The sequence below is a fragment of the Erythrobacter donghaensis genome (assembly GCF_001557325.1).
Lineage (GTDB): Bacteria > Pseudomonadota > Alphaproteobacteria > Sphingomonadales > Sphingomonadaceae > Erythrobacter > Erythrobacter donghaensis_B.
On sequence record NZ_LSJS01000171.1, the window covers coordinates 1 to 24,088 of the forward strand.

The 24,088-nt window shown below is 67.9% G+C and carries 27 protein-coding genes; 12 read left to right on the forward strand and 15 right to left on the reverse strand.

Features of this window, described 5'->3' with window-relative positions; genetic code table 11:
- Together AX692_RS09960 and AX692_RS09965 are read right to left on the reverse strand one after the other, a co-directional pair.
- On the reverse strand, window positions 1-235 hold a 235-nt coding region (locus AX692_RS09960; RefSeq protein WP_196491785.1), incomplete at its 3' end, for a chromate transporter.
- A gap of 192 nt (window positions 236-427) precedes the next feature.
- The gene (locus tag AX692_RS09965; protein WP_073980879.1) at window positions 428-844 is read right to left on the reverse strand and encodes a hypothetical protein; all 417 of its coding nucleotides are present in this window, start codon (window positions 842-844) and stop codon (window positions 428-430) included.
- A gap of 131 nt (window positions 845-975) precedes the next feature.
- On the opposite strand from AX692_RS09965, the gene AX692_RS09970 reads away from it, so the two are divergent.
- The 5 genes from AX692_RS09970 to AX692_RS09990 all read left to right on the forward strand — a co-directional run bounded on the left by AX692_RS09970 (window position 976) and on the right by AX692_RS09990 (window position 5,123).
- Window positions 976-1,521 (forward strand): TetR/AcrR family transcriptional regulator, encoded by a 546-nt coding sequence (locus tag AX692_RS09970; RefSeq protein ID WP_073978078.1) that lies wholly within the window; start codon window positions 976-978, stop codon window positions 1,519-1,521.
- Window positions 1,522-1,788: 267 nt separating this feature from the next.
- Entirely contained in the window at window positions 1,789-2,133 is a 345-nt protein-coding gene (gene rpoZ / locus AX692_RS09975; protein ID WP_073976062.1) for a DNA-directed RNA polymerase subunit omega, read from the forward strand.
- Window positions 2,134-2,343: 210 nt separating this feature from the next.
- Complete coding sequence (locus AX692_RS09980) at window positions 2,344-3,075, forward strand: ParA family protein (protein WP_073976958.1); 732 nt, start codon at window positions 2,344-2,346, stop codon at window positions 3,073-3,075.
- 98 nt (window positions 3,076-3,173) lie between these two features.
- A complete protein-coding gene (locus AX692_RS09985; RefSeq protein ID WP_073974156.1) occupies window positions 3,174-4,238 on the forward strand; it encodes a DUF3667 domain-containing protein in 1,065 nt (354 codons plus the stop codon).
- A gap of 141 nt (window positions 4,239-4,379) precedes the next feature.
- Window positions 4,380-5,123 carry an SDR family oxidoreductase gene (locus tag AX692_RS09990; protein ID WP_073974157.1) on the forward strand — a complete coding sequence of 248 codons (744 nt, stop codon included), beginning with the start codon at window positions 4,380-4,382 and terminating at the stop codon, window positions 5,121-5,123.
- Here AX692_RS09990 and AX692_RS09995 read toward each other — a convergent pair.
- The 3 genes from AX692_RS09995 to AX692_RS10005 form a co-directional block, all read right to left on the reverse strand.
- Window positions 5,092-6,708: an FAD-dependent oxidoreductase gene (locus AX692_RS09995; RefSeq protein WP_073974158.1), complete on the reverse strand. Its 1,617-nt coding sequence runs from the start codon at window positions 6,706-6,708 to the stop codon at window positions 5,092-5,094. The genes AX692_RS09990 and AX692_RS09995 overlap by 32 nt on opposite strands.
- 36 nt (window positions 6,709-6,744) lie before the next feature.
- Window positions 6,745-8,715, reverse strand: a complete 1,971-nt coding sequence (ftsH, locus tag AX692_RS10000; RefSeq protein WP_073974159.1) for an ATP-dependent zinc metalloprotease FtsH — start codon at window positions 8,713-8,715, stop codon at window positions 6,745-6,747.
- Window positions 8,716-8,823: 108 nt separating this feature from the next.
- Complete coding sequence (locus AX692_RS10005; RefSeq protein ID WP_073974160.1) at window positions 8,824-9,486, reverse strand: TetR/AcrR family transcriptional regulator; 663 nt, start codon at window positions 9,484-9,486, stop codon at window positions 8,824-8,826.
- Window positions 9,487-9,601: 115 nt separating this feature from the next.
- Here AX692_RS10005 and AX692_RS10010 point away from each other — a divergent pair, with 115 nt between their 5' ends.
- The 4 genes from AX692_RS10010 to AX692_RS10025 are packed head-to-tail and all read left to right on the forward strand — an operon-like array spanning window position 9,602 to window position 13,903.
- Window positions 9,602-10,717 carry an ABC transporter permease gene (locus AX692_RS10010; RefSeq protein WP_230959866.1) on the forward strand — a complete coding sequence of 372 codons (1,116 nt, stop codon included), beginning with the start codon at window positions 9,602-9,604 and terminating at the stop codon, window positions 10,715-10,717.
- A gap of 14 nt (window positions 10,718-10,731) precedes the next feature.
- Window positions 10,732-11,463, forward strand: a complete 732-nt coding sequence (locus AX692_RS10015) for an ABC transporter ATP-binding protein (protein ID WP_073974178.1) — start codon at window positions 10,732-10,734, stop codon at window positions 11,461-11,463.
- Window positions 11,464-11,511: 48 nt separating this feature from the next.
- Complete coding sequence (locus AX692_RS10020) at window positions 11,512-12,498, forward strand: efflux RND transporter periplasmic adaptor subunit (protein WP_073974162.1); 987 nt, start codon at window positions 11,512-11,514, stop codon at window positions 12,496-12,498.
- Between the two features lie 4 nt (window positions 12,499-12,502).
- Window positions 12,503-13,903, forward strand: coding sequence for an efflux transporter outer membrane subunit (locus AX692_RS10025; RefSeq protein WP_073974163.1), 1,401 nt, complete (start codon window positions 12,503-12,505; stop codon window positions 13,901-13,903).
- A 9-nt stretch (window positions 13,904-13,912) separates the two neighbouring features.
- Here AX692_RS10025 and AX692_RS10030 read toward each other — a convergent pair whose 3' ends face one another.
- Genes AX692_RS10030 through AX692_RS10040 form a run of 3 tightly spaced genes read right to left on the reverse strand, consistent with a single transcriptional unit; the run spans window position 13,913 to window position 16,081 of the window.
- Entirely contained in the window at window positions 13,913-14,506 is a 594-nt protein-coding gene (locus AX692_RS10030) for an exopolysaccharide biosynthesis protein (RefSeq protein ID WP_073974164.1), read from the reverse strand.
- Window positions 14,507-14,549: 43 nt separating this feature from the next.
- Entirely contained in the window at window positions 14,550-14,999 is a 450-nt protein-coding gene (locus AX692_RS10035; protein WP_073974165.1) for a MaoC family dehydratase, read from the reverse strand.
- Window positions 14,999-16,081, reverse strand: coding sequence for a CaiB/BaiF CoA transferase family protein (locus AX692_RS10040; protein ID WP_073974166.1), 1,083 nt, complete (start codon window positions 16,079-16,081; stop codon window positions 14,999-15,001). The genes AX692_RS10035 and AX692_RS10040 overlap by 1 nt, the downstream gene beginning before the upstream one ends.
- Before the next feature lie 143 nt (window positions 16,082-16,224).
- On the opposite strand from AX692_RS10040, the gene cysD reads away from it, so the two are divergent.
- Both cysD and AX692_RS10050 read left to right on the forward strand, forming a co-directional pair.
- Window positions 16,225-17,136 carry a sulfate adenylyltransferase subunit CysD gene (gene cysD / locus AX692_RS10045; RefSeq protein WP_073974167.1) on the forward strand — a complete coding sequence of 304 codons (912 nt, stop codon included), beginning with the start codon at window positions 16,225-16,227 and terminating at the stop codon, window positions 17,134-17,136.
- A 191-nt stretch (window positions 17,137-17,327) separates the two neighbouring features.
- Window positions 17,328-18,062 carry a tetratricopeptide repeat protein gene (locus AX692_RS10050; RefSeq protein ID WP_073974168.1) on the forward strand — a complete coding sequence of 245 codons (735 nt, stop codon included), beginning with the start codon at window positions 17,328-17,330 and terminating at the stop codon, window positions 18,060-18,062.
- Window positions 18,063-18,066: 4 nt separating this feature from the next.
- Here the strand turns inward: AX692_RS10050 and mmsB are convergent, their stop codons facing one another.
- From mmsB to AX692_RS10075, 5 genes are all read right to left on the reverse strand, one after another.
- Window positions 18,067-18,933 (reverse strand): 3-hydroxyisobutyrate dehydrogenase, encoded by an 867-nt coding sequence (gene mmsB, locus AX692_RS10055; RefSeq protein ID WP_073974169.1) that lies wholly within the window; start codon window positions 18,931-18,933, stop codon window positions 18,067-18,069.
- Window positions 18,934-18,959: 26 nt separating this feature from the next.
- Window positions 18,960-19,754 carry an enoyl-CoA hydratase-related protein gene (locus AX692_RS10060; protein WP_073974170.1) on the reverse strand — a complete coding sequence of 265 codons (795 nt, stop codon included), beginning with the start codon at window positions 19,752-19,754 and terminating at the stop codon, window positions 18,960-18,962.
- A gap of 114 nt (window positions 19,755-19,868) precedes the next feature.
- Window positions 19,869-20,927 (reverse strand): enoyl-CoA hydratase/isomerase family protein, encoded by a 1,059-nt coding sequence (locus AX692_RS10065; RefSeq protein WP_073974171.1) that lies wholly within the window; start codon window positions 20,925-20,927, stop codon window positions 19,869-19,871.
- Window positions 20,924-21,319 carry a VOC family protein gene (locus AX692_RS10070; protein ID WP_073974172.1) on the reverse strand — a complete coding sequence of 132 codons (396 nt, stop codon included), beginning with the start codon at window positions 21,317-21,319 and terminating at the stop codon, window positions 20,924-20,926. The genes AX692_RS10065 and AX692_RS10070 overlap by 4 nt, the downstream gene beginning before the upstream one ends.
- On the reverse strand, window positions 21,319-22,464 hold the full coding sequence (locus AX692_RS10075) for an acyl-CoA dehydrogenase family protein (RefSeq protein WP_073974173.1): 1,146 nt from the start codon (window positions 22,462-22,464) through the stop codon (window positions 21,319-21,321). Before AX692_RS10075 ends, AX692_RS10070 begins: the two co-directional genes overlap by 1 nt.
- A gap of 137 nt (window positions 22,465-22,601) precedes the next feature.
- Here AX692_RS10075 and AX692_RS10080 point away from each other — a divergent pair, with 137 nt between their 5' ends.
- Entirely contained in the window at window positions 22,602-22,982 is a 381-nt protein-coding gene (locus AX692_RS10080; RefSeq protein ID WP_230959490.1) for a hypothetical protein, read from the forward strand.
- On the opposite strand, the gene AX692_RS10085 is transcribed toward AX692_RS10080, so the two are convergent.
- Both AX692_RS10085 and AX692_RS10090 read right to left on the reverse strand, forming a co-directional pair.
- Window positions 22,972-23,493 carry a DUF1254 domain-containing protein gene (locus AX692_RS10085; RefSeq protein WP_073974174.1) on the reverse strand — a complete coding sequence of 174 codons (522 nt, stop codon included), beginning with the start codon at window positions 23,491-23,493 and terminating at the stop codon, window positions 22,972-22,974. The two genes, AX692_RS10080 and AX692_RS10085, sit on opposite strands and share 11 nt — an antisense overlap.
- On the reverse strand, window positions 23,490-24,044 hold the full coding sequence (locus tag AX692_RS10090) for a DUF1214 domain-containing protein (protein ID WP_230959491.1): 555 nt from the start codon (window positions 24,042-24,044) through the stop codon (window positions 23,490-23,492). The genes AX692_RS10085 and AX692_RS10090 overlap by 4 nt, the downstream gene beginning before the upstream one ends.
- Window positions 24,045-24,088: the final 44 nt, after the last annotated feature.

Sequence of the window (24,088 nt, forward strand, 5' to 3'; positions counted from 1 at the left end):
GCGCCTCGGGGCCGGGGAGCAGGTGGCAGAAATTCAATGCGTGGAGAAAGTCCTCCTCGCCCACCCAGAGCCGGTCCTCGACCAGCTCGCGGTGCATCAGCGCGATCTGCCCGGCGGGGCCGCCGAACGAGAGGAAGCCGATGCGGGTGAAGACGGAGAGCAGCTCGGGGAAGGTGGGAGCGGGTGCGGCAACATCCGCGTCCGGCGCAGCAATCGAAACGTCCAACTCGGCCATGCCTACCTCGAAAATAGCCCCGCCACGCGCAGCTGCACGACAGGGTGATGACGAGGCAACGCTTGGGCCTTTCTCGGCCTGGACGGGAGGTTGCTCGGCCCCGTGTTGCGGGAGTTAAGACGTGCCGGCACAACGTGCAAGCCGCAAGCCCATCGCGCGTTGTTGCAACGCCGCAGCGCTGCCTTTCTCCTACTATGAGAAGAGCAAGAAAAGGCAAACCGCGATGCACGCGAGCAGCATCCAGACAGAGCTTCCGACCGCCAGGATTGAGACCGTTCGTTCCTTGGCCTTGGAGCTTCCAAACCCGGCTCCAGCAATGGGCAGCGCAGCGCTCGCGCCGAATGAAGCGGCCAAAACAAGGCTTAGAATGAGAACACAAAACGACGCGATAAGCGACACGGCAAGAGGCATTGCGGCCCAGCTGGCGATTTCGAACCGGGGCCAGAAAAGGCCGAATGCGATCAGGGCAGTTCCTGCTTGAACCGCGGTGGTATGTGCCGAGAGGCCCATGCGCGAATTACGGAAACGAGGGATGGCGGCGCCAATGGCCAAGCCAAGCGTGAAGATCAGGAAACCCGCCTTGCCGAGGAGAAGGTCGACACCATCCATGTTGAACCGCCTTGCCACCTGAGCTATTTCCGACTGATAGTCGGTAAATATTGACCGGCAGTCGGTATGTCAAGCGGAGAGCGATTTTGGTGCGGCAGGACGAGCGACGATCGAAAACGAGATCTGCCATATTGGCTGCGGCCACCGAGAAGTTCGGGAGCCTCGGCTTTGCCGAAACAACCGTCGATTCAATCGCCTCTGACGCGTCCGTTGCGAAGGGCGCTGTCTACCACCACTTCAGGAACAAGGACGAACTGTTCGAATGCGTCTTTGAGAGAGTCTCATCGGACCTGGCGCAATCTGTCGCTTCCGCTGTGCGGACGGAGGGAGGGCCGCTCGAAAGTTTGATGGAGGCTGTCAAAACCTACTTCCGCTTGTGTTCGGATCCCGCGATTGCCCGGATCACTCTCCAAGATGCTCCCAGCGTCCTCGGATATGAACGCTGGAGAGCTTTGGACACAGCCCACTTTGGCGGCCTCGTTACCGGCGGACTGGGCTTTGCGATGCAGGCAGGAGCGCTTGCGCCGCAACCTCTCGAACCGCTTTCCAAGATCGTCCTTGCCGCGATACAGGCGGCGGCCCTCGAATGCGCCGCACACGACGATTTTGACGCGGCAGCATCGACCTATGTTGAAACGCTCGAAGGTCTTCTTGCCGGCCTTGCACGCAAGTACTAGCCCGGTCGGCGAGCGATGTCCTCCGGCTTTCTTGCCCAACACGCCTGACACCGGGAAATTCCCTGCCCATCTTTATCCGGTCACCCCCCGCCGGGCGTTCTGCTCCTGCGAACGGCATGGCGGCGTCTGGTGCGCTCGCTGACGGCGCGGCGGGCAACCTTCGGCCCCTTGCCCGTCTGCCCCGCCCCCCTCTCCCTTGACTTCGCGCCCCCTCGCACCTAACTCGCACGCTTCCCTGCATCTGCGATTCTTGCATAAGGCCCGCCCATGGCACGCGTTACCGTTGAAGATTGCGTCGACAAGGTTCCCAACCGCTTCGACCTGGTGCTGCTCGCCGCGCAGCGGGCGCGCGAGATTTCGGGCGGGAGCGAGCTCACCATCGACCGCGATCGCGACAAGAACCCGGTCGTGGCGCTGCGCGAGATCGCCGAGCAGACGATCACCCCGGCGGCGCTGCATGAATCGCTGGTGACCGGCCTCCAGAAGATCCTCCCCGACGACGAGGACGAGGCCGACGAGATCGGCTCGCTCAGCCAGTCGGCAGAAGCGCTGCGGATCACCGCCTCGGCGCCCGCGCGCACCTCCTCGCTGGGCGGCGACTACGACGGCTGATCCGGCGGTTTCGGGCGGCCGCCAGGTCGGCCCGGAATTGACGCGCGATTGCGCAGGCATTGCCGGGGGATTGCGCGGTCATTCCCATGCCATTGGGCCCTGGTTGGGCGCGCTTGACCGCTTCTTGACGGACACTGCGCGGGTCTTGCCATTGGCGGCAGCGGCGCTATCCCTTGTGCCTGTAACCAAAGTGTAACACAGGCGGGGCGCATGGCATCGATCGCGGTCTACAGCGTCAAGGGCGGGGTCGGGAAGACGACGCTGTCGGTCAACCTGGCGTGGTGCGCGAGCGCCATCTCGCGCCGCAAGACCCTGCTGTGGGACCTCGACGCCTCGAACGGTTCGGGCTTTCTGCTGGGGATCGACCCGCGGAAAAAGCGCAGCGCCGACAGCATGTTCGACGAGGGCGCCGATCCGGAGAAGCTGATCCAGGCAACAGCCTATGGCGGCCTCGATCTGCTCCCGGCGGACGAGAGCATCCGTTCGCTCGACCGCCAGCTCGACAAGCTCGGCAAGAAGAAGCGGCTGGCCAAGCTCGCCGAGGCGCTGGGCAAGAATTACGACCGGATCATCTTCGATTGCCCGCCGGTGCTCAACGAACTCTCCGCGCAGGTGATGCGGGCGGCCGATCTGGTGATCGTGCCGCTGCCGCCCTCGCCGCTCTCGGCGCGCGCCTTCGAGGTGGTGGTCGAGGAGGTGCGCGGGATCGGCAAGGGGCACCCGCCGATCCTGCCGGTGCTCTCGATGCTCGATCTCAGGCGCTCGCTCCACAAGGCCGCGCGCGAGGCGAACCCGACCTGGCCGGCGATCCCGCTGGCGAGCGCGGTCGAGCAATGCGCGAGCCTGCGCCAGCCGGTCGGCGCCTTCGCCCCGCGCTCGCCTGCGGCCCGCGCGATCGCGCAGCTGTGGACGGCGATCGAGCGCAAGCTCGCAAGCAAGTAACGCGCGCAAGCTCGCGAGCAAGTAGCACGGGGCAAATCACCGCTTTCGCGCCTGCAACAATTGCGCCTATAGTTCCCGGCGAAGCAGGGGCGCAGGGCATGAGCGATTTCGGCGAGGGGCTAGGGACGGCGATCGAAGGCGGGCTGCTGGGCCGCACGCTCGACCGCCCCGAGCCCGATGCCGCCGGGCACGCCCACACAGGGCCGGTCACCTGCGCCAATTGCAAGACGGTGTTCTCGGGCAATTTCTGCCCCGAATGCGGCCAGAAGGCGCACATCCACCGCAGCCTTGCAGCGATCGGGCATGACATCGTGCACGGCGTGCTGCACCTCGACGGCAAGCTGTGGGAGACGCTCCCGCTGCTGGCCTTCAAGCCCGGCGAGCTCACCCGCCGCTACATCGCGGGCGAGCGCGCGAAGTTCGTCAGCCCGATGGCGATGTTCCTGTTCACCGTCTTCGCGATGTTCGCCGTGTTCCAGATGGTCGGCATCTCGGCGCCGACAGACATCACCGAGGGCTTCATGGACGGAGCCAGCGGGGGCTCGGTGGTCAAGACCGAGATCCAGCAGGAGATCACCAATCTCCAGAAGGAACGCGACGGCCTCGCCAAGGGCGATCCGCGGCGCGGCGAGATCGACAACGAGCTGGCCGGGCTGACCCGCGTGCTCGAAGCCCAAACCAAAGGCGCGGTCGACATCGACACCAGCGAAATGAACTTCACCGGCACAGGGATCGCCTTCCTCGACGAGGGCATCATCAAGAAGTGGCAGAAGAACCCCAGCCTGATGTTCTACAAGCTGCAATCGAACGGCTACAAGTTCAGCTGGCTGCTGATCCCGCTGTCGCTGCCGTTCCTGTGGCTGATGTTCGCGTGGCGGCGACAGTACAAGGCCTATGACCACGCGATCTTCATCACCTATTCGCTGAGCTTCATGTCGCTCTTGTTCATCGTCATGTCGATCCTCAGCACGATCCCCGAGGGCAGCGGCTGGGCCTTCCTGCTGTTCGTCATCGCAGCCCCGTTGCACCTCTACAAGCAGCTGCGCCATGCCTACGGCCTCAGCCGCTTCTCGGCCTTCTGGCGCTTCTGCGTGCTGCTGGTCTGCACCCAGATCGTGGTGGTGCTGTTCCTCCAGGTGCTGCTGCTGCTGGGCGCCTTCTGATCCGGACAGCACGCAGCGGCAACGCAAGCAGGGCAGATGGTTTTCGCACACGCCGGAGCGCTTTTCTGCTAGGCGTCGCGGCGCCCGCGAAAACCGGGTCGGCCGCGCGCGATGGCGCGGCATCAGCAAGGGGATAATGCCGTGACAGACCATGCCGACACCCCGCACGCGGTGAAGATCGTGGCGGTGACCGGAGCCGGCCGGGGCATTGGCCGCGCCCTGTGCGAGGGTCTGGCGCGCCGCGGCTACACGGTTGCCGCCCTCGCCCGGCAGCTGCCGCTCGACTGGGAGGCGCCGGGCGTCCATGCGTTCGAGGTCGATGTCGCCGATGCGGCGATGTGCACCGAGGTGTTCGGCGCGGTGGCCGCCCGGCTCGGCCCGGTGGATGCGCTGGTCGCCAATGCCGCGGTCTACCGCAAGGGCTGGTTTCTCGATCAGAGCCCCGAGGATTTCGGCGCGCATTTCCTGATCAACGTGCTCGGCGTTGCCAACGCCATCCGCCCGGTGCTGCCCGGCATGCTCGAACGCAATTGCGGGCGGATCGTGGCGATCGGCTCGCAGGCCGACATGAACCCCTTCCCCAGCTCGGTCGCCTATGCGGCCTCGAAGGGCGGCCTGCACCCGCTGGTCAAGGGCATCGCCGGGGAGGTAGATCACACCCGCTATCCCAATGTCCTGATCAACGAGCTGTTTCCCGGCGTGGTCAAGACCCGGATGAGCCCCGCAGGGACGCCGCCGGAGCGGGTGCTCGATTACGTCCTGCCGTTGATCGAGGCCCCATCGGGCGGTCCGCACGGACAGGCCTTCAAGATGGACAAGGTGGTCTATCCGGGCGAAAGCTGGAAGGCGGCGCTCAAGCGGGTTGTGCTAGGCCGCGGCCGCTGAGGGCCCCGGCCCCTGCGTTGCGGGCGATGGCCTCGCCCACGCGCAGGGCATTGGCGGCGACGGTCAGCCCGGGGTTGGTGCGCGCCGACGAGGGCAGCACCGCCGCATCGCACACGAACAGCTGCGGCTGATCCCAGACCCCGCCATCGCGGTCGACGACAGACAGCGCAGGGTCGCTGCCCATCCGGCACGTGCCGATCGGATGGCCGAGATTGGGGCCGGGCACGCGGGTGGCAAAGCGCGGCGCGAGCTGGGGCAGCCGGTTGACGATCATTTCCCGCAGCTTGCGGCACCGCTCGGCGAGTTCGGGGGCGATGCGATAGGTGATGCGGATTTCGTCCGGAGCCCGCGCGCTTTCGCTCACCCGGTTGCCATAGGCGGGCAGATCCTCGACGATGGTCGCGAACAGGGTGGCATCGGCCAGCTCGGCCCCCAGCACCGGCGCGGCCAGCCGCGCCAGCTCGGCGAGCGGGGCGAGGCGCTCCAGCCCCATCGACATCGCGACATTGCGCAGGTGATCGACCGTGAGCGCCATCGTCGCATCGACCGCGAGCGACTGGATCTCGCCGTAGGGCACCCCGTCATGTTCGAGAAAATCGGTGATCCGGATCGTCTTGCGCGCGCCATGGGCGGGCGGGTTGCCCGGGACGGTGAGCATGAAGATGTCGGAGATGTGGAACATCAGCCCCCGGCCGATCATGTCGGGGGCCGCGCCGCCGGGCCAGAGATCGGCCGAGCGCGCCAGCACCAGCGGCGAATTGAGCGCCCCTGCCGCCAGCACCACCCGTGCCGCGCGGAATCGCGGCGCTGCCGCGCCGGTGCCGCAATGCACCTCGTACACCCCGCCGGCGCGGGTGATGCGCTGCACCTTGCACCCGGCCTCGAGCTGGAGTTGCGGCGCCCGGTAGCTGCTGGTGAAGATGTCCCACGCGTTGCGGCGGCAGGGGCGGGTGCAGACCACGCCCTGACATTCGGTGCACCCGGGCAGATAGTTGACGCCGACCTGCAACCGCTCGGGGTTGAGCCCGGCAGTGCGCATCGCCTCGATCAGCGCGGCATCGCGCGGCGAGAGCGGCGGCAGCGGGCGGATCTCGCCATTGCCGACAGGACGCGGCGAGGCGCCGACCAGCGCCGCCTCCGCCGCGACGTACCATGGCTCGAGGTCTTCGGGAGCGATCGGCCAGGCGTTGGGCAGCAGGCCCTCGACCGGTGCCCCGCCCCACTGCGCCGGGTCGCGGTGGAGGGTGAGGTCGTCGCGTTCGAACCGGGCGAGCGCCGCGCCATAGACCCGGCTCCCGCCGCCGGGGCCGGTGCCGAGGACGGCCGCCGCGGGATGGTATCGCCGGCCGTCGCGGCTCAAGGTCAGAGGGCCGGGCCAGCGCCCCGGCTTGGGCGGGGCGAGCCGCGGATCAAGCTTGCCGCGCAGCTTCTGGCCGAAGCTGCGCGGCAGAGCGCCGTCCTCGGCCGGGCCCGCCTCCAGCACCAGACAATCCATGCCCGCCGCCAGCAGGCGCGAGGCGCAGGCCGATCCGGCGATCCCCGCACCGACGATGATCGCGTCCCAGACGCGCGCCCCGCTTGCCATCGATGTCACCCCCCGTCGATCTGCAAGCGGCGTGGATCAGGCGCCCTGGGGAGCCTCGTCGCTGCCGCCTTCCTTGGCGGTGCCGAAACGCTTGCCCGCGCGCGGGATCGCCGAGCCGCGCACCGGGGCCGCCAGCACCGGCCCGCGCGGCGCATCGGGACGGTCGATCCTGCCGGTATCGAGCAGCGCGTTGATCTCCTCGCCCGACAGCGTCTCGTATTCGAGCAGCGCCTGGGCGAGCAGGTGGAGCTGGTCTTCATGCGTGGTCAGGATCTCGGTCGCGCGCTTGTGCGCGCCTTCGACCAGACACTTGATCTCGTTGTCGATCAGCTCGTTGGTCGAGCCCGAACGGAAGGTCCGCTGCGCCTGGCCGTAGCCGAGATAGCCTTCGGACTGCTCCTCGTACTGGAGCGGGCCGAGCTTTTCGGACATGCCCCACTGGGTCACCATGTTGCGCGCGAGGTTGGTCGCATACTGGATGTCGGACGAGGCGCCCGAGCTGACCTTGTCGTGCCCGAAGATGATCTCCTCCGCCACGCGCCCGCCCATGCTGACCGAGAGGTTCGCATGCATCTTGTCGCGGTGGTAGGAGTAGCTGTCACGCTCGGGCAGGCGCATCACCATGCCCAGCGCGCGGCCGCGCGGGATGATGGTCGCCTTGTGGATCGGATCGGACGCAGGCTCGTGCACCGAGACGATCGCGTGGCCGGCCTCGTGATAGGCGGTCATCTTCTTCTCGTCGTCGGTCATCACCATGCTGCGGCGCTCGGCGCCCATCATGACCTTGTCCTTGGCGTCCTCGAACTCCTGCATCGCCACCAGCCGCTTGTTGCGGCGCGCGGCGAGCAGCGCGGCCTCGTTGACGAGGTTGGCGAGATCGGCGCCCGAGAAGCCCGGCGTGCCGCGCGCGATCACGCGCGGGTTCACGTCGGGGGCGAGCGGCACCTTCTTCATGTGCACTCCGAGGATCTTCTCGCGCCCGTCGATATCGGGCACCGGCACCACGACCTGACGGTCGAAGCGGCCCGGGCGCAGCAGCGCCGGGTCGAGCACGTCGGGGCGGTTGGTCGCGGCGATGATGATGATGCCTTCATTGGCCTCGAAACCGTCCATCTCGACCAGCAGCTGGTTCAGCGTCTGCTCGCGCTCGTCGTTCGAATTGCCGAGGCCGTGGCCACGCGAACGGCCGACCGCGTCGATTTCGTCGATGAAGACGATGCAGGGGGCGTTCTTCTTGGCCTGTTCGAACATGTCGCGCACGCGGCTGGCGCCGACGCCGACGAACATCTCGACGAAGTCCGAGCCCGAGATGGTGAAGAACGGCACGCCCGCCTCACCCGCGATGGCGCGCGCAAGGAGCGTCTTGCCGGTGCCGGGCGAGCCGACCAGCAGCGCGCCCTTGGGGATCTGGCCGCCGAGCTTGGAGAAGCGCTGCGGATCGCGCAGGAACTCGACGATCTCCTGCAGCTCCTCGCGCGCCTCGTCGATCCCCGCGACGTCATCGAAGGTGACGCGGCCCGAGCGCTCGGTCAGCAGCTTGGCCTTGGACTTGCCGAAGCCCATCGCCCCGCCGCCGCCGCCCTTCTGCATCTGCCTGAGGGCGAAGAAGGCGATCCCGAGGATCAGGATGAAGGGCAGCGAATTCAGGAGGATGAACAAGAGGATGTTCTGGCTTTCGCGCTGCTTGCCGGTGAAGCGCACGCCGTTTTCTTCCATCAGCTTGGTGATTTCGACGTCGTTGGGCACCGGCACGGTGGTGAAGCTGTCGCCGTTCTTGAGCGTGCCGGTGATGACATCGCTGCCCATCTGCACGTCCTGCACCTCGCCCTGGGCGACCGCGGCGCGGAAATCGGAGTAGCGCATCGCGCTGCCGCTCTGCTGGCCGGTGCCGCTGAACATCGTCACCACCAGCAGCAGGGCGAGGAAAATCCCGCCCCAGATCATCAGCTGCTTGACCCACGGGTTGGGGCCTTCGCCTTGCGGCTGGGGATCGTTCTGCTGACTCATGCTGAGGGAATCCTTTCGTGCACCCCGCAATGTAGGACGCCCCCGATGAATCGCAAGATAATGCGCGGGCGCGGAGCTGATGCTAATTTTCGAACGCAGGGATGCGAATTATCGATCATGCGCCGTGCCGTAGGCGGCGAGGAACACCTCGACCGCCCCGGCGATCCGGCGGTCGCGTTCCGAGGGGCTGACGGAGGCGCCGAAGCGGCGTTCGAGATCGCCCATGCCTTTGCACATCGAGACGAATTGCTCGGCGGCGAGCAGGGGATCGGGGATCGCCAGCTCGCCCCGTTCGCAGGCGTGATCCAGCCATGCGCCGAAGCCCTGCTTCATGCGCCACGGGCCCGCTTCGAGAAAGGCAAGGCCGATCGCGGGGTCGATCTCGGTCTCGGCGGCGATGCGGCGTTCGAACTGGATCATCTCCGGGCGAAACAGGAAGGCGAAGATCGCCTCGCCGATCGCGGTCAGGCGCTCGGCGATCGTGCCCTGCGGCATCGCGTCGAGCGAGAAGTGCCCGCGCATCTTCTCGCACTCGCATTCGACCGCGGCAGCGAAGAGCGCGCGCTTGTCGCCGAACTGGTTGTAGATCGTGACCTTGGAGACCCCCGCGTCGGCCGCGATCTGCTCGATCGCCGAGGCGGCATAACCGTGGTGGAAGAAATGATGCGCGGCGGTGTCGACGATCGCGGCGCGCTTGGCAGCATCGAGCGGGCGCCCGGCCTTGCGGCGGACAGGTTTTTTTTCAGGACTGGCTGAATGCCCGATTGACAAAATGAACGGCTCCGTTCAGTTAAACGCTGCCGTTCAATAATGGTGCGAGTCTCTCCCTCGCGCAACCCCATCTGCTGATAAAGGTTCCTGACCTGTGCTCTGGATCGCCATCAGAATGCTCACCGGGGACGCCCAGAAGTTCTACGGGCTGCTGTTCGGCATCGGGTTCTCGACCCTGCTCATCACCCAGCAGATGACGATCTTCGTCAACCTCGTCGAACGCGGGGCGAGCGGGGTCTACAACGCGCCCGAGGCCGAGGTGTGGGTGATGGACCCGGTCAGCCGCACCACCGACGTCAGCTACGCCATGCCCTCGACCGCGCTCGACAAGGTGCGCTCGGTGCCGGGGGTCGAGTGGGCGGTGCCGCACCTGCGCGCGGTGGCCAACGTCCGCACCCGCGACGGCGACCTCGAAGGGGTGACGGTGATCGGGGTCGACGATGCGACCCTGATCGGCCTGCCCGAACGCATGGCCGAGAACGACCGGAACGTCCTCTTCGCCCCCGACACGGTGGTGATCGACGATGTCGGGGTCGACCGCCTGTTCTCGAACGGGGCGAGCCCGCTCGGCGAGCGGCTCGAACTCAACGACCAGCGGGCGATCATCCGCGGCATCGCCGACGCGATCCCCTCCTTCACCAGCCAGGTCACGCTCTACACCCGCTATTCGAGCGCATTGAACTTCGTCCCCGGCACCCGCAACCGCCTGTCCTTCGTGCTGGTGGGGGTGAGCGAGGGGCAAACCCCGGATCAGGTCGCCGCGCGGATCGAGCAGGAAACCGGCCTCAAGGCCGAAACCCGCGCCGAAATCGCCCGCGCCGGGGTCAATTTCATCATCGAGAACACCGGCATTCCAGTGAACTTCGGGATCACCGTGTTCCTCGGCTTCGTCGTCGGCGTCGCCATCGTCGGCCTCACCTTCAGCCTGTTCCTGCGCGACAACATCAAGCAGTTCGGCGCGCTGAAGGCGATCGGCGTGACCAACAGCAAGATCATGCAGATGGTCGGCGTGCAGGCGGGCCTCGTCGGCATGATCGGCTACGGCCTCGGCGTGGTCGGCACGGTCGCCTTCATCCGCGGCTTCGGAGCGAACCCCTTCTTCAAGGGCTTCTACATCCCCTGGCAGATCCCGCTGATCAGCCTGGCGGCGGTGGTGGTGATCCTCGCGCTGACCGGCTTCGTCGCGATCCGCTCGGTGCTGCGGACCGAACCGGCGGCGGTGTTCCGGTGAGCGAGGCGACGATCATGGAACAGGCAACCACCCCCGGCTGCGCGCCCGAAGCCGCGATCTGCGCGCGCGGCATCACCCGCGATTTCGAGGCCGGGCAGACCACCATCCGCGTGCTGCACGGGATCGATACCGACATCCAGCCGGGCGAGCTCACCTACGTCGTGGGCGAGAGCGGCAGCGGCAAGACCACGCTCATCTCGATCATGTGCGGCATCCTCTACCCCACCGAGGGCGAGGTGAAGGTGTTCGGCACCGACATCTACAAGCTGACCGATACCGAGCTGGTCAAGTTCCGGCTCAAGAACATCGGCTTCATCTTCCAGCAGTACAACCTCATCCCCTCGATCGACGCCGCCGCCAACGCTGCGGTGCCGCTGATCGCGCAAGGCGTGCCGATCAAGGAAGCGCGCGAGCGGGCCAAGGTGCTGCTCGACAAGCTCAACATCGGCAATCAGGCGGATAAACTGCCGCGCCAGCTTTCGGGCGGGCAGCAGCAGCGCGTCGCCATCGCCCGCGCCCTCGTCCACGAGCCGCGGCTGGTGGTGTGCGACGAGCCGACCGCGGCATTGGACGCACGCTCGGGCCGACGCGTCATGGACCTGCTGCGCGAAGTCGCGGTCGCGCCCGACCGCGCCTGCATCATCGTCACCCACGACAACCGCATCTTCGATCTCGCCGACCGCATCATCGTGCTGGAAGACGGGCGCATCACCCATGACGGCGCCGAGATGCCCGATGACCACTGACACCCTCTCCCCCCTCTCCCTCTCCCCACAAGACCCGCCGAGGACGCCATGCTCCGCAACCTGAGTTTTGCCCGCCAGATCCTCCCCGCGCTCGCGCTGATCGGCCTTGCGATCGCCGCGTGGCTGATCCTTGCCGGCCTGCCCGACCGCTCGACCGCCGAGCCGACCGAGCAGCCCCCGAAGGCGGTCGGCGAGCTCGCCGGCAAGGCGCGGGTCGCGGGCGCCGGGATCGTCGAGCCGGCCAGCGAGATCATCGACATCGGCTCGGCGCTGTCGGGCCTCGTCACCGACGTGCGCGTGCGCCCGGGCGACCGCGTGGCCAAGGGCGACGTGCTGTTCACGGTCGACGCCCGCGCCGCGCAGGCGAGCCTCGCGCAATCCAATGCCGCCATCGCCGAGGCCCGCGCCGCGATCGCCGAGGCCAGCGCCGCGCAGTCCACTGCGCGCCAGCAGCTCGCACTCTACCGGGGCCTTGCCGACCCGGCCGCGGTCAGCCGCTCCGAAGTGATCCGCGCCGAGGGCGAGGAGGCCGCCGCCACCACCCGGCTCGCGCTCGCCCGCGCGCGGCTTTCCTCGGCGCAGGCCGCCGCCGCCGCCGCGCGCACCGAGATCGAGCGCCTCGTGGTGCGCGCGCCGATCGCGGGGGAGATCCTCGCGGTCAACATCCGCAGCGGCGAGTTCGTCTCCACGCAAGGGGGCGGCAACGCGACACCCTTCATCCAGATGGGCGAGACCAACCCGCTCCACGTGCGCGTCGACATCGACGAGAACGAGGTCAGCCGCCTCGCCATCGGCGAGCCCGCGGTGATCTCCCCGCGCGGCGCGGCCGAGCTCCACGTCAAGGCCACCTTCGTGCGCGCCGAGCCGCAGGTGGTGCCCAAGCGCTCGCTCACCAATTCCGCCGCCGAGCGGGTCGACGTGCGCGTGCTCCAGCTGATCTATGCCCTGCCGCCCTCGGACGCCTTCCGCGTCGGCCAGCAGATCGATGCCTTCATCCCGGCCAAGGCGGGTGCGCCCGCCAAGACGGAGGGCTGAGGCCATGCGCCGCCTGTCACTGGCGGGGGCTGCACTGCTCCCCCTGATGCTCGCCGCCTGCGCGAGCGTGCCCGAGGTCGCGACGCCCACGCCCGAGCTGCCGCGCGCCTTCTTTCTCCAGCCCGCGGGGGCGACCGGCACGGCGCTCGCCGCGCTGATGCCGACCGGCGATCCGGCCTATGCCGCGCTGTCCGGGGCCGCGCTCGCCAATGCGCCGAACCTTGCCGAGGCGGCCGCGCGGATCGATGCCGCGCGCGCCGGTGCGCGCGGCGCTGGGGCCGCGCGCCTGCCCAATATCACCGCCGATGCCAGCATCGTGCAGAACCGACAGAACCTTGCGCGCTTCGGTGCGGTGGGCCAGCAGGGCTTCATCCCGCGCGAGCAGACCTCCTACGGCGCGAACATCAACGCCAGCTGGGATCCGGACCTCTTCGGCCAGCTCAAGGCGCAGGAACGCGCCGCGCTCGCCCGGATCGACGGGGCGACCGCGCAAGCGCAGGGCGTGCGCCTCGCGCTGCTCGCCGAGATCGCGGCAAGCATCACCGACTGGCGCGTGCTCGACGCGCGCGCCGCCGCGATCGAGGCCGACGGCGACGCCGCGCGCCAGCTCGCGGAGCTTGCCAGGGTGCGCGAGGCGGCCGGGATCGCGCCCGGCTTCGACCGCGTGCGCGCCGAGGCAACCGCGAGCGGCTCGGCCACGCGTCTTGCCGCGCTCGAGAGCGAACGGGCGCGCATCATCGGCCGGCTGGTGACGCTGACCGCGCAGGACGCCGCCGCCGTGCGCGCGGCGCTCGCCGCGCCCGCCCCGGCGCTGGCCCCGGCGGCGGCACCCGCAAGCCTGCCCTCCGACCTCCTCGCCAACCGGCCCGATGTCGCCGCGGCCGCCGCCGAACTCGCCGCGACCGACGCCGATCTCGCCGCCGCCGCGCGCGCCCGCTTCCCGCGCATCACGCTGTCGGGGGTGATCGGATTGCTGTCGTTCCGGCCCGAGGACTTCTTCGACGATTCCGTGGTCGGTACGCTGACAGGCGGGATCGCCGGGCCGCTGCTCGATTTCGGCCGCGTGGCCGCGCAGATCGACGGTGCCGCCGCCAACAAGCGCGCGGCCTTTGCGGCCTATCGCGGGGCGGTGTATCAGGCGCTGGGCGATGCCGAAGCGGCTTACGGCGTGGTCACCGCTGCCGATGCCGAGGCCGCGCTCGCGATCAGGCAAGCCGGCCAGCTGACCCGCGCCGCCGCCATCGCCGAGACCCGGTTCAAGGCCGGGCTCGCCAGTTTCCTCGAAGTGCTCGAAGCGCGCCGCGCGGCGGATTCGAGCGGCGAGGCTGCGGCAGCCGCGCTCGGCCGGGCGCAGCGCGCGCGGATCGTGCTGTGGCAGGCATTGGGCGGCGAGCCCGCCACCTAGAGCCTGTCTCTAGGCCACGAACCACCACACCCCGTAGGTCAGCGCCGCGATGGCGACCGCGCCGCCGATCAGCAGCACGAGCCCGTCGCGCACCATCATCGCCAGGCTGAGGATCGCGATCGACAGGAACGGCGCCGCCGCCGCGAAGGGCACGATCTCGAGCACCGGCAGCGCGAGGCACAGCACCACGATCAGCCCGGCCACGATCCGCCGCGCCGGGCCGCTCGCCAGCGCCTTCAGCCGCCGCTTGGCGAGGCTATCCATCACCCCGGCGATCGTGTCGAGCTTGTCCTCGCCCTTGGTCAGCCGCTTGGACTTGATCCCCCGGCTGGTGACGAATTTCGGGAGCCACACGTGATCCCGCCCCCACGCCATCTGCGCGGCGATGATCGCGATGCACAGGGCGAGGATCGTCGGCACGCTCGGGACCGCGCCGACCGGGGTGATGCCGATCAGCGCGAGGATCAGCATCAACGGCGCGAAGGAACGGTCGCCGAATGCATCGAGCAGGTCGTCGATCGCGACCTTGTCCTGCTTCTCGGCGATTGCCTCGACCCCGTCGACGACATCGCCGATCGAATCCGCGTTCTTGCCCTTGGCCATGTGCCCTCCTTCGGAAGGACTACACGGCAGGGCCGCGGATTGTTCACCCCCGGCGCCGGATCAGCGCCGAACGCTCGCAGCGGCACACCACTTCGTCGCGCTGGTTCATCATCTCGTGCACCCAGGTCACGATCCCGGCATCGGGGCGCGACTTGCTCTCCCTGAGCTCCTTGACCTCGGAGGAGGCGCGCAGGGTGTCGCCGATGAACACCGGCTTGGGCGTCACCACCTTGTCGAAGCCGAGGTTGGCGACCAGCGTGCCGAGCGTCGTCTCGCCCACCGACAGCCCGACCAGCAGGCTGAAGGTGAAGGTCGAGTTGACGAGGATCTGCCCGAACCCGCTCGCCTTGGCCGCCTCGACATCGATGTGGAGCGGCTGGGGGTTGTGGGTCATCGTGGAGAACAGGAGATTGTCGGTCTCGGTCACGGTGCGGCGGATCGGGTGTTCGATCCGCTCGCCGACCTGCCATTCCTCGAAGAACTTGCCCGCCATCAGCCTGCCTCCGCCCACCGCGCGACCACGCCGGCCCCGTCGTCCGCGCTCGAGCGGACCGCACCCGGCGTGCGGCTGAAACGCGGCGCGGGAGCGGTGTGCCAGATGCCGTCATGCTCGAGGTAGGCGGCCCTCGCCTTCATGTGCGGATGTTCGCGGGCCTCCTCGATCCCGAGCACCGGGGCAAAGCAGGCGTCGGTGCCCTCCAGCAGATCGCACCACTCGGCTTGCGTCTTGGTCAGGAACAGAGCGGCGAGCCGTTCCGCATAATCGTCCCAGTTGGCCGGGTTCATCTGCCCTTCCGCCAGCTCTGCCGGAGCGCCCGCCCTCGCCAGCATTTCGGCGTAGAACTGCGGCTCGATCGACCCGAGCGAGATTTCCTTCCCGTCCGCACAGCGGAAGCAGCGGTAGAAATGCGCCGCCCCGCCAAGCATGCCCTTGCCCCGTTCGGTCGAAAGGTGCGGCACCTGACGCACCCCGAAGAAGAAGCTCATCAGGCTGGTCGCCCCGTCGACGATCGCGGCATCGACCACCTGGCCCTTGCCGCTGCGTTCGCGTTCGTAGAGCGCGGCCATGATCCCGAAGGCGCAATACATCGAGCCGCCGCCGAAATCGCCGACGAGGTTCTGCGGCGGGGTCGCGGTCTCGCCCGACTTGCCCACGGCAGCGAGCGCGCCGGTGATGGCGATGTAGTTGATGTCGTGCCCGGCAGCCTGCGCGAGCGGCCCGTCCTGCCCCCAGCCGGTCATCCGGGCATAGACGAGGCGCGGGTTGGCCTCCATCAGCGCGTCCGGCCCGAGCCCCAGCCGCTCCATCACCCCGGGGCGGAAGCCCTCGATCAGCACGTCGGCATTGGCGGCGGCGGCGCGGATCGCGGCCTTGCCTTCGTCGCTCTTGAGGTCCACCGCCAACCGGTGCCGCGCGCGTTCGACCACCGGATTGGTCGGCCGCGCCCCCGGCCGGTCGATTCGCACCACCTCCGCGCCGAGGTCGGCCAGCAGCATCGCGACATGCGGCCCCGGCCCGATCCCGGCGAATTCAAGAACGCGAAGGCCGGCAAGCGGCCCGGTCGGCTGGCTCATCTTTCTCTCCCTTTGCCCCAGCCTTTGGCGCGGCCGCGGACCGGGAGCAAGTCTCGACTTTGCCAGCCCGGCCCCAAGCGCCGCCACACCGGGGCAAAGGCAAATTTGCTTGTCTTGTGCAGTGCAGCGTCTAACTGCGGCCCATGCGCAGTCTCACCCATCTCGAGCGGCTCGAAGCCGAAAGCATCCACATCTTCCGCGAAGTCGTGGCCGAGGCCGAGAACCCGGTGATGCTCTATTCGGTGGGCAAGGATTCCGCGGTCATGCTGCACCTTGCCAAGAAGGCATTCTACCCCGCGCCGCCGCCGTTTCCCCTGCTGCACGTCGACACCACCTGGAAGTTCAAGGACATGTATGCCTTGCGCGAGAAGGCCGCGCGCGATGCCGGGATGGAGCTGTTCGTTTACCAGAACCCCGAGGCCAAGGAACGCGGGATCAACCCCTTCGATCATGGTCCGCTGCACACCGACATGTGGAAGACCGAAGGATTGAAGCAGGCGCTCGATCTGTACGGCTTCGACGTCGCCTTTGGCGGCGCGCGGCGCGACGAGGAAAAGAGCCGTGCGAAGGAGCGCGTGTTCAGCTTCCGCACCGCCAGCCACGGTTGGGACCCCAAGAACCAGCGCCCGGAGCTCTGGAACCTCTACAACGCCCGCAAGAAGAAGGGCGAGAGCATCCGCGTTTTCCCGATCTCGAACTGGACCGAGCTCGATATCTGGCAATACATCATGAACGAAGGCATCGAGATCGTGCCGCTCTATTTCGCCGCCGAGCGCCCGACCTTCGAATATGAAGGCGGGCTGTTCATGGCGGACGATCTGCCGCGGCTGGAAGCGGTGATGGGCTACCGGCCCGAAATCACCATGCGCTCGATCCGGTTCCGCACATTGGGCTGTTTTCCGCTGACCGGCGCGGTTGAAAGCACGGCGGCGAACCTGTCCGAAGTGGTGCAGGAAATGCTGCTCACCACCACCAGCGAACGGCAGGGTCGGGTGATCGACAAGGATGGCGGCGACGCGAGCATGGAAAAGAAAAAGCAGGAAGGGTATTTCTGATGGACACGCCCTCCAGCTTCCAGACCGACAGCCTCATCGCCGAGGATATCGACGCCTATCTGCGCCAGCACCAGCACAAGAGCCCAGTCGGTGACCGATTACCCGCTGCGCAACCAGACGATCCTCGCGCTCGCAGGCTTTGCGCTGCTGCTGCTGGCGCGCATCGCCACCGAGGAACGGAGCGCGCGTCCGTGATCGGCCGGATCATCTGGTATGCTGCATTGATCGCGCTCGCGCTGCTCGCAACAGCGCTGCAGATCGACAAGCAGGCGGAGACCACCCCTGCCGTCGCCCGCTTCGTGCCTGCGCCCTTGCGCAACTTCGCGCAGACCCGCGTCACCCAGGCCGCGCTCGAACAGGGCGACCCGGCGGTTGCCCTCGCCGAGGCGGAGCGGCTGGTTCGCCGCCGCCCGCTGCCCGCGGAATATCTCACGCTTCTGGCGATCGGCCAGGCGAAGGCAGGCCAGGCCGAGAGGGCCGCCGCGACCATCCAGCTCGCCGCGCGGCGCGGCTGGCGCGATCCGGTGGCTCAGGAGGCGATGCTGCGGCTTGCGCTTGCCAATGCCGACCGGCGCGAGGCCGCGCGCCGCTATGCCGCGCTGTTCCTGAACGACCGCACCCCCGATGCGCTGCTGCTCGAACTTGGCCCGGCGGTGCTCGACGGCCCCGACACGGCCGCCCGCGACACCCTGGTCGCGATCGTGGTCGGGGGCGAGCGGTGGCACCCGGCTTTCCTGCGGCGCGGTGCGCGGGTGATGCCGCCGGCTGCTTTCGCGGCAATCGCAGCCGACAGCCTTGCGCGCGGGGCGACCTTCGACTGCCGCGCGCTGCAGATCAGCCTCGACCTGCTGGGCAAGCGCGATGCTGCCGCCGCCGCGCAGCTGCGCACGGCGGCAGACAAGCGCTGCCCGAAGCTGCGCGGCTGATCGCTCAGAGCGTGCGGATGATGCCCGAAAAGTCGGTCGCGGCGTTGTCGGCCGCAAAGGCCTCGTAGATCGCGCGGGCGTGCTCGCCGAGCTCGACCTTGGCCCCCGCACCTTTCGCCGCCTCCATCGCGAGCTTCAGGTCCTTGAGCATGAGCCCTGCGGCAAATCCGCCCTGATAGCCGTTGTCCGCGGGGGTCGTGGGCCCCACGCCCGGCACCGGGCAGTAGGACGTCATCGACCAGCACTGGCCGCTGGAGACGCTCGAGATGTCGTAGAAGGTCTGCGCGTCGAGCCCCAGCTTGTCGGCCATGGCGAAGGCCTCGCAGGTGCCGATCATGTGGATCGCGAGCAGCATGTTGTTGCAGATCTTGGCCGCCTGCCCGTTGCCCGCAGCGCCTGCGTGGATCACCGCCTTGCCCATCGCGGCAAGGATCGGCTGGGCGCGCGCGAAAGCCTCGTCGCTGCCGCCTACCATGAAGGTGAGCGTGCCGCCTGCTGCTGCCGCGATCCCGCCGGAGACGGGGGCGTCGACCATCTGGTAGCCGTGCGCCTCGGTCACTTCGATCACCTCGCGCGCGGTGGCGACGTCGATGGTCGAGCAATCGAGCAGGATCGCGCCTTCGGGTGCATGGCCGATAACGTCGTCCCAATAGACCTGTTTCACGATCGCCCCATTGGGCAGCATCGAGACGACCGCCCCGGCGCCGGAGCAGGCTTCCTTGGCAGTAGCGAAAGTGGTGCACCCCGCCTCTCGCGCGGCTGCGAGGGCGGCTTCGCTGAGGTCGAACGCGCGCACCTCGTGCCCCGCCTTGACGAGGTTCGCAGCCATCCCGCCGCCCATGTTGCCGAGGCCGATGAAGGCTATCTTCATGTGTCTCCCTTCCCCTTGCGGCGGGCTTACCGCCCCTTCCACTGGCCTTCGCGCTTTTCGATGAAGGCGGCCATGCCCTCGACCTTGTCCTCGGACGCGGTGAGGATCTGGAAGATGCGGCGCTCGACGATCAGTCCCTGATCGAGCGTCATCTCGAAGGCGGAGTTCACCATCTCCTTGTTGGCGATAGTCGCCATCGGCGGCATCGCGGCTATGGTCGCAGCGGTCTTCAAAGCCTCGGCGATCAGCTCCTCATGCGGCACCACTCGGGCGACGAGGTTGCTGCGCTCGGCTTCCTCCGCGCCCATCATCCGGCCGGTGAGGCACATTTCCATGCTCTTCGACTTGCCGATCGCCCGCGTCAGTCGCTGCGAGCCGCCCATGCCCGGCGCGACACCGAGCTTGATCTCGGGCTGGCCGAACTTGGCCTTGTCGGAGGCGATGATGAAGTCCGCCATCATGGCCAGCTCGCACCCGCCGCCCAGCGCGAAGCCGTTCACGGCCGCGATCCACGGCTTGCGGGTCTTCTTGACGATCTCGCTGGTCCAGGGGCTGAAGAAATCGTCGAGGTAGAAGTCGGCCGCCGCCTTCTCGCTCATCTCCTTGATGTCGGCGCCGGCGGCAAAGGCCTTGTCGCCGCTGCCGGTTAGGATCGCGCAGAGCTGGCTGGCGTCGGCCTGATAGGCGGCGAAGGCCTGGATCAGCTCGGCGAGGACTTGCGAATTCAGCGCGTTCAGCGCCTGCGGGCGGTTGATCGTCAGCAGCGTGACGCCCTTCGTGCCGCGCGCGTCGGTTTCGACGGTGATGGTTTCGTAGGTCATTTCTCTTCCCCGTTTGTCATCGCGAGGAACCGCAGGTGACGCGGCGATCCATGGCGATGGTCCATGGATTGCTTCGCTTCGTGCGCAATGACGAAGCGGGCAACCCGCATTTTGCTAGGCCAGCGGCACCCACTCCTCGCCTTCTGGCAGGGGCGCGAAGATCGCGTCGAGCAGGTCTTCGCCCACCTCTTCGGGTGTCGCCGGGTTCCACTTGGGATCGCCGGTCTTGTCGACGATCACCGCGCGCACCCCCTCGGCAAAGTCGGGGCGGGTCAGCACGCGGCTGGCGATGCGGTATTCCATCCGCATGTTGTCGGCAAAGTCGGTGAGCTTCGCGCTCTCCGCCAGCTGGCGCAGCGCGACCTTGCAGGTCTGCGGGCTCTTGGTGCCGAGCGTGTCGCGCTCGGTCGCGGCCCAATTGTCGCCGCCTTCCGCCGCGGCCTCGAGGCTGGCGAGGATGTCCTCATAACGGTCGGAGCCGAAATGCTTGGCGATCTTGTCGGCATTGGCTTCGATCCGCGCCTTGGGCGGGGTGCCGACAGGTTCGCTCAGCACCCCGGCGATGCGGTCGGGGTGATCGTGGATGCGCGCCTTCAACCCCTCGAGCATATCGTGCGGAACATAATGCGTCGCGAGTCCCGTCCACAGGCACTCGGCCCCGTCGAGACGCGCGCCGGTCAGCGCCAGGAACTGCCCGAGCCGCTGACCGAGGCGCGACAGATACCAGCCGCCGCCGACATCGGGGAACAGGCCGATCCCGGTCTCGGGCATGGCGAAGCGGGTGTTCTCGGTCGCCACCCGGTACTTGGCGGGCTGCGAGATGCCCACGCCGCCGCCCATCGTGATGCCGTCCATGAAGGCGACGATCGGCTTGGCGTAGGTGAACATCTGGTGATTGAGCTGATACTCGTCGTGGAAGAACTTGCGACCCGACACGCCGCCATCGTTCAGCGCCGAATCCCTGAGGAAGGCGATGTCCCCGCCCGCGCAGAAGCCGCGGCCCTCGGCATGATCGAGGATCACCGCCTTGATTGTCTCGTCCGCCGCCCATTCGCGTAAGCCCTCGCTCATCGCGTGGCACATCTCCAGCGTCAGCGCGTGGAGCGCCTTGGGCCGGTTGAGGCTGATATGGCCGATGGGGCCATTCACCCGGATCAGAACGTCGTCAGTCATTGCCCCGCTTCTTTCGGTTCGATCAGGTCCCAGCGATTGCCGAAGGGGTCGCTGAACACCGCCACCGTGCCATAGCTTTCGCGGCGCGGTTGTTCATGGAAATTCACGCCGGCTTCGACGAGGCGTGCATGGGCCCCTGCGAAATCGTCGGTATGGGCGAAAAAGCCGACGCGCCCGCCGGTCTGGTTGCCGATCGCGGCGACCTGCGCGTCATTGGCGGCTTTGGCAAGGAGCAGCCGCCCGCCTTCCCTGCCGCCGACCACCACCCAGCGCTTGCCGCCGCCCATGTCGCTGTCCTCGATGAGTTCGAGGCCCAGCGCATCGACGCAGAAGGCGATTCCCGCATCGTAATCGGGGACGACCAGCGTGGTCAGGGCAAGCCTTGTTCCCATTACTGCCGCAGCAGATCCCGGCCCACGACCATGCGCATCACCTGATTGGTGCCCTCGAGGATCGAATGCACCCTGAGGTCGCGCCAGAAGCGTTCGATAGGGTAGTCCTGCAGGTAGCCGTAGCCGCCGAACAATTGCAGCGCGCGGTCGACGATTGCCGAGCCATTGTCGGTCGCAAGGCGCTTGGCCATTGCGGAGAAGCGCGTCTTGTCGGGCGCGTTGTCGGTCACCTTGGCCGCCGCGAGGTAGAGCAGCGCGCGCGCCGCCTCCAGATCGGTCGCCATGTCGGCGAGCATGAACTGGGTGTTCTGGAAATCGGCCACCGCCTGGCCGAACTGCTTGCGCTCCTTGGTATAGGCGATCGCCTCGTCGAGGCAGCGCTGCGCGCCCCCGAGCGAGCAGGCGCCGATGTTGAGCCGCCCGCCATCGAGGCCCATCATCGCGATCCGGAACCCCTCGCCCTCGCCGCCCAGCAGGTTCTCGGCCGGGACGCGCACATCCTCCAGGTTCAGCTGCGCGGTCGGCTGCGAGTGCCAGCCGAGCTTCTTCTCCTGCGCGCCGAAGCTGACGCCGGGCATGTCCTTCTCGATCACGAGGCAGGAAATGCCCTTGGGCCCGTCCTCGCCGGTGCGGACCATCGCGACATAGATCTCGTTCGCGCCGGCGCCAGAGATGAACTGCTTGGTGCCGTTGAGCACATAATGATCGCCGTCCCGCCGCGCGGTGGTCTTGAGCGCTGCCGCGTCCGAACCCGAGCCCGGCTCGGTCAGGCAGTAGCTGGCGATCTTGTCCATCGTCACGAGGCTGGGGAGATACTTGGCCTTGACCGTCTCCCCGCCGAAGCGGTCGATCATCCACGAAGCCATGTTGTGGATCGATATGAAGGCGCTGGTCGAGGGGCAGCCATAGGCCATCGCCTCCATGATCAGCGCCGCCTCCAATCGCCCGAGGCCGATTCCGCCGGAGCTTTCCGAGACATAGATCGCCCCGAAGCCCAGCTCCGCGCTCTTGCGGATGGTTTCGCGCGGGAAGATGTGCTTTGCGTCCCATTCGGCCGCGAAGGGCGTGATGGCGTCGGCGGTAAATCGCTGCGCAACCTCGCGGATTGCCAGCTGATCGTCGGTGAGTTGGAACTGTCCGTGCATGGCGAGTGCTCTAGCGGCGTTGTGTGGCGGGGAAAAGAGCAGGCGGCGCGAGGAGCGAGCGGAATTTTGTTAGGCACGGCCCCGTTTGATCCACATCACGTCCGGCGCATGCGCGGGTACGTAAGGAAAGGTGTGGGATGATCAGCCAGATGCACACACTCATCTTCGTCTACAACGCCAAGGGCGGCTGGCTGAATGCGGTGGGCGATGCCGTGCACAAGCTGGCGAGCCCGTCCACCTACCCCTGTTCGCTGTGCGCGCTGACTTATGGCGCGGTCTCCAAGCAGCCCGCATGGCGCGCGTTCCTGGCGCGGGTCGGGCTGCCGACGCTGTTCCTCTATCGCGACGAGTTCCGGGCAGATCTCGACACCCGCGACCTGCCGCTGCCCGCGATCCTGCTGGGCGGCGCAGGGCCGGTCCCCGCGGTGCTGGTGAGCGCCTCGGAGCTTGACGGGCTGGCCGATCTCGATGCGCTGATCGCCTTGCTCGAAGCGCGGGTGGCGCGGGTCAGCCGCTGACGGGTTCGAATGTGCAGGCGTCCGCCTTGCCCGCCTCGGCGGCGGCAGCGAAGCGTTCCGCGGTGGGGGCGAGGCGGCGGATCAGGATCACACCGCGTGTCGTCGGGCTGACGATCGCGCCTTCCTCGGGCGCGCTCCGCGGCGGCAGCAGGCGTATTGCGATCCGGCGTCCCGTGCCGCGCAGGGTCGCGAAATTGTCGGTGCGCGCGTCGAAGAAGGCGAGCGACTGGTAATCGGGCCAGTGCCCCATCCTTACTGCAAGCCGCGCGGCGCGGTCGCCGAAGTCATAGCGGCACAGCGCATAATAGAGATCGGGCGAGGAGCGAACCACGCTCTGCGTCTGCGGCGTCACCCGCTGCGGGGTGGTGAAAGCGTGGAGCGCCACCCCCCGCTCGGCGAGCGTGGCCATCGCGCGGTCCATGATGACGCTTGGCGCAAAGTACAGCGTGAGCGCATGCGCGGCGACCGCGCACAGTAGCAGAGCGGCAAGGGGGCCGGCCCAGCGCTTCATTCTCCGCCCTCGCACGAGATGCGCTCTATCCGGGGCGGCGTGAGCGCGGTGTCGGGGGCCGAGAGCAGCGCGGCGCTCGGCATGTAGAGCCGCAATGTCAGGTCAAAGCTGCCCGCGCCGCGGCTCGAGATCCACAGGCCGTCATCCGCCGGACGCGCGGGCGCGATCACTGCCGACCATGCGCCGCCCCCCGCCCGCTCGGCATCGATGCTCAGCGCGCCGTCGGTGTTGGCGGGGAGCATGCTCTGCCGGTCGTAGAGCGTCACCGACCACCAGCCTGCGGGCATCTGGCCGCCCGAGAGACGATAGCTGCAGGCCTCGCGCAATGGTGCGCCGGTATCGTCGGTCGCGCGGGTGAAATAGACCGCCTCGGTCTTGGCGAGCGCCAGCAGGCCGTGGCGTGCCACCCGGGCGCGGGTGTAGGGATCGGCGGCCTTGGAACCGACGGCGAAGTCGCTCCGCCACCCGCCGACATCGACATCGCCGAAGGCCATCGTGCTGCGCTGCGGCCACAGCCCGGCAAGCCACAAGGCACTGCCAAAACCCAGCAATACCCCGCCAATTACTGCGGCAATACAGGGTAACCACCGCCGCA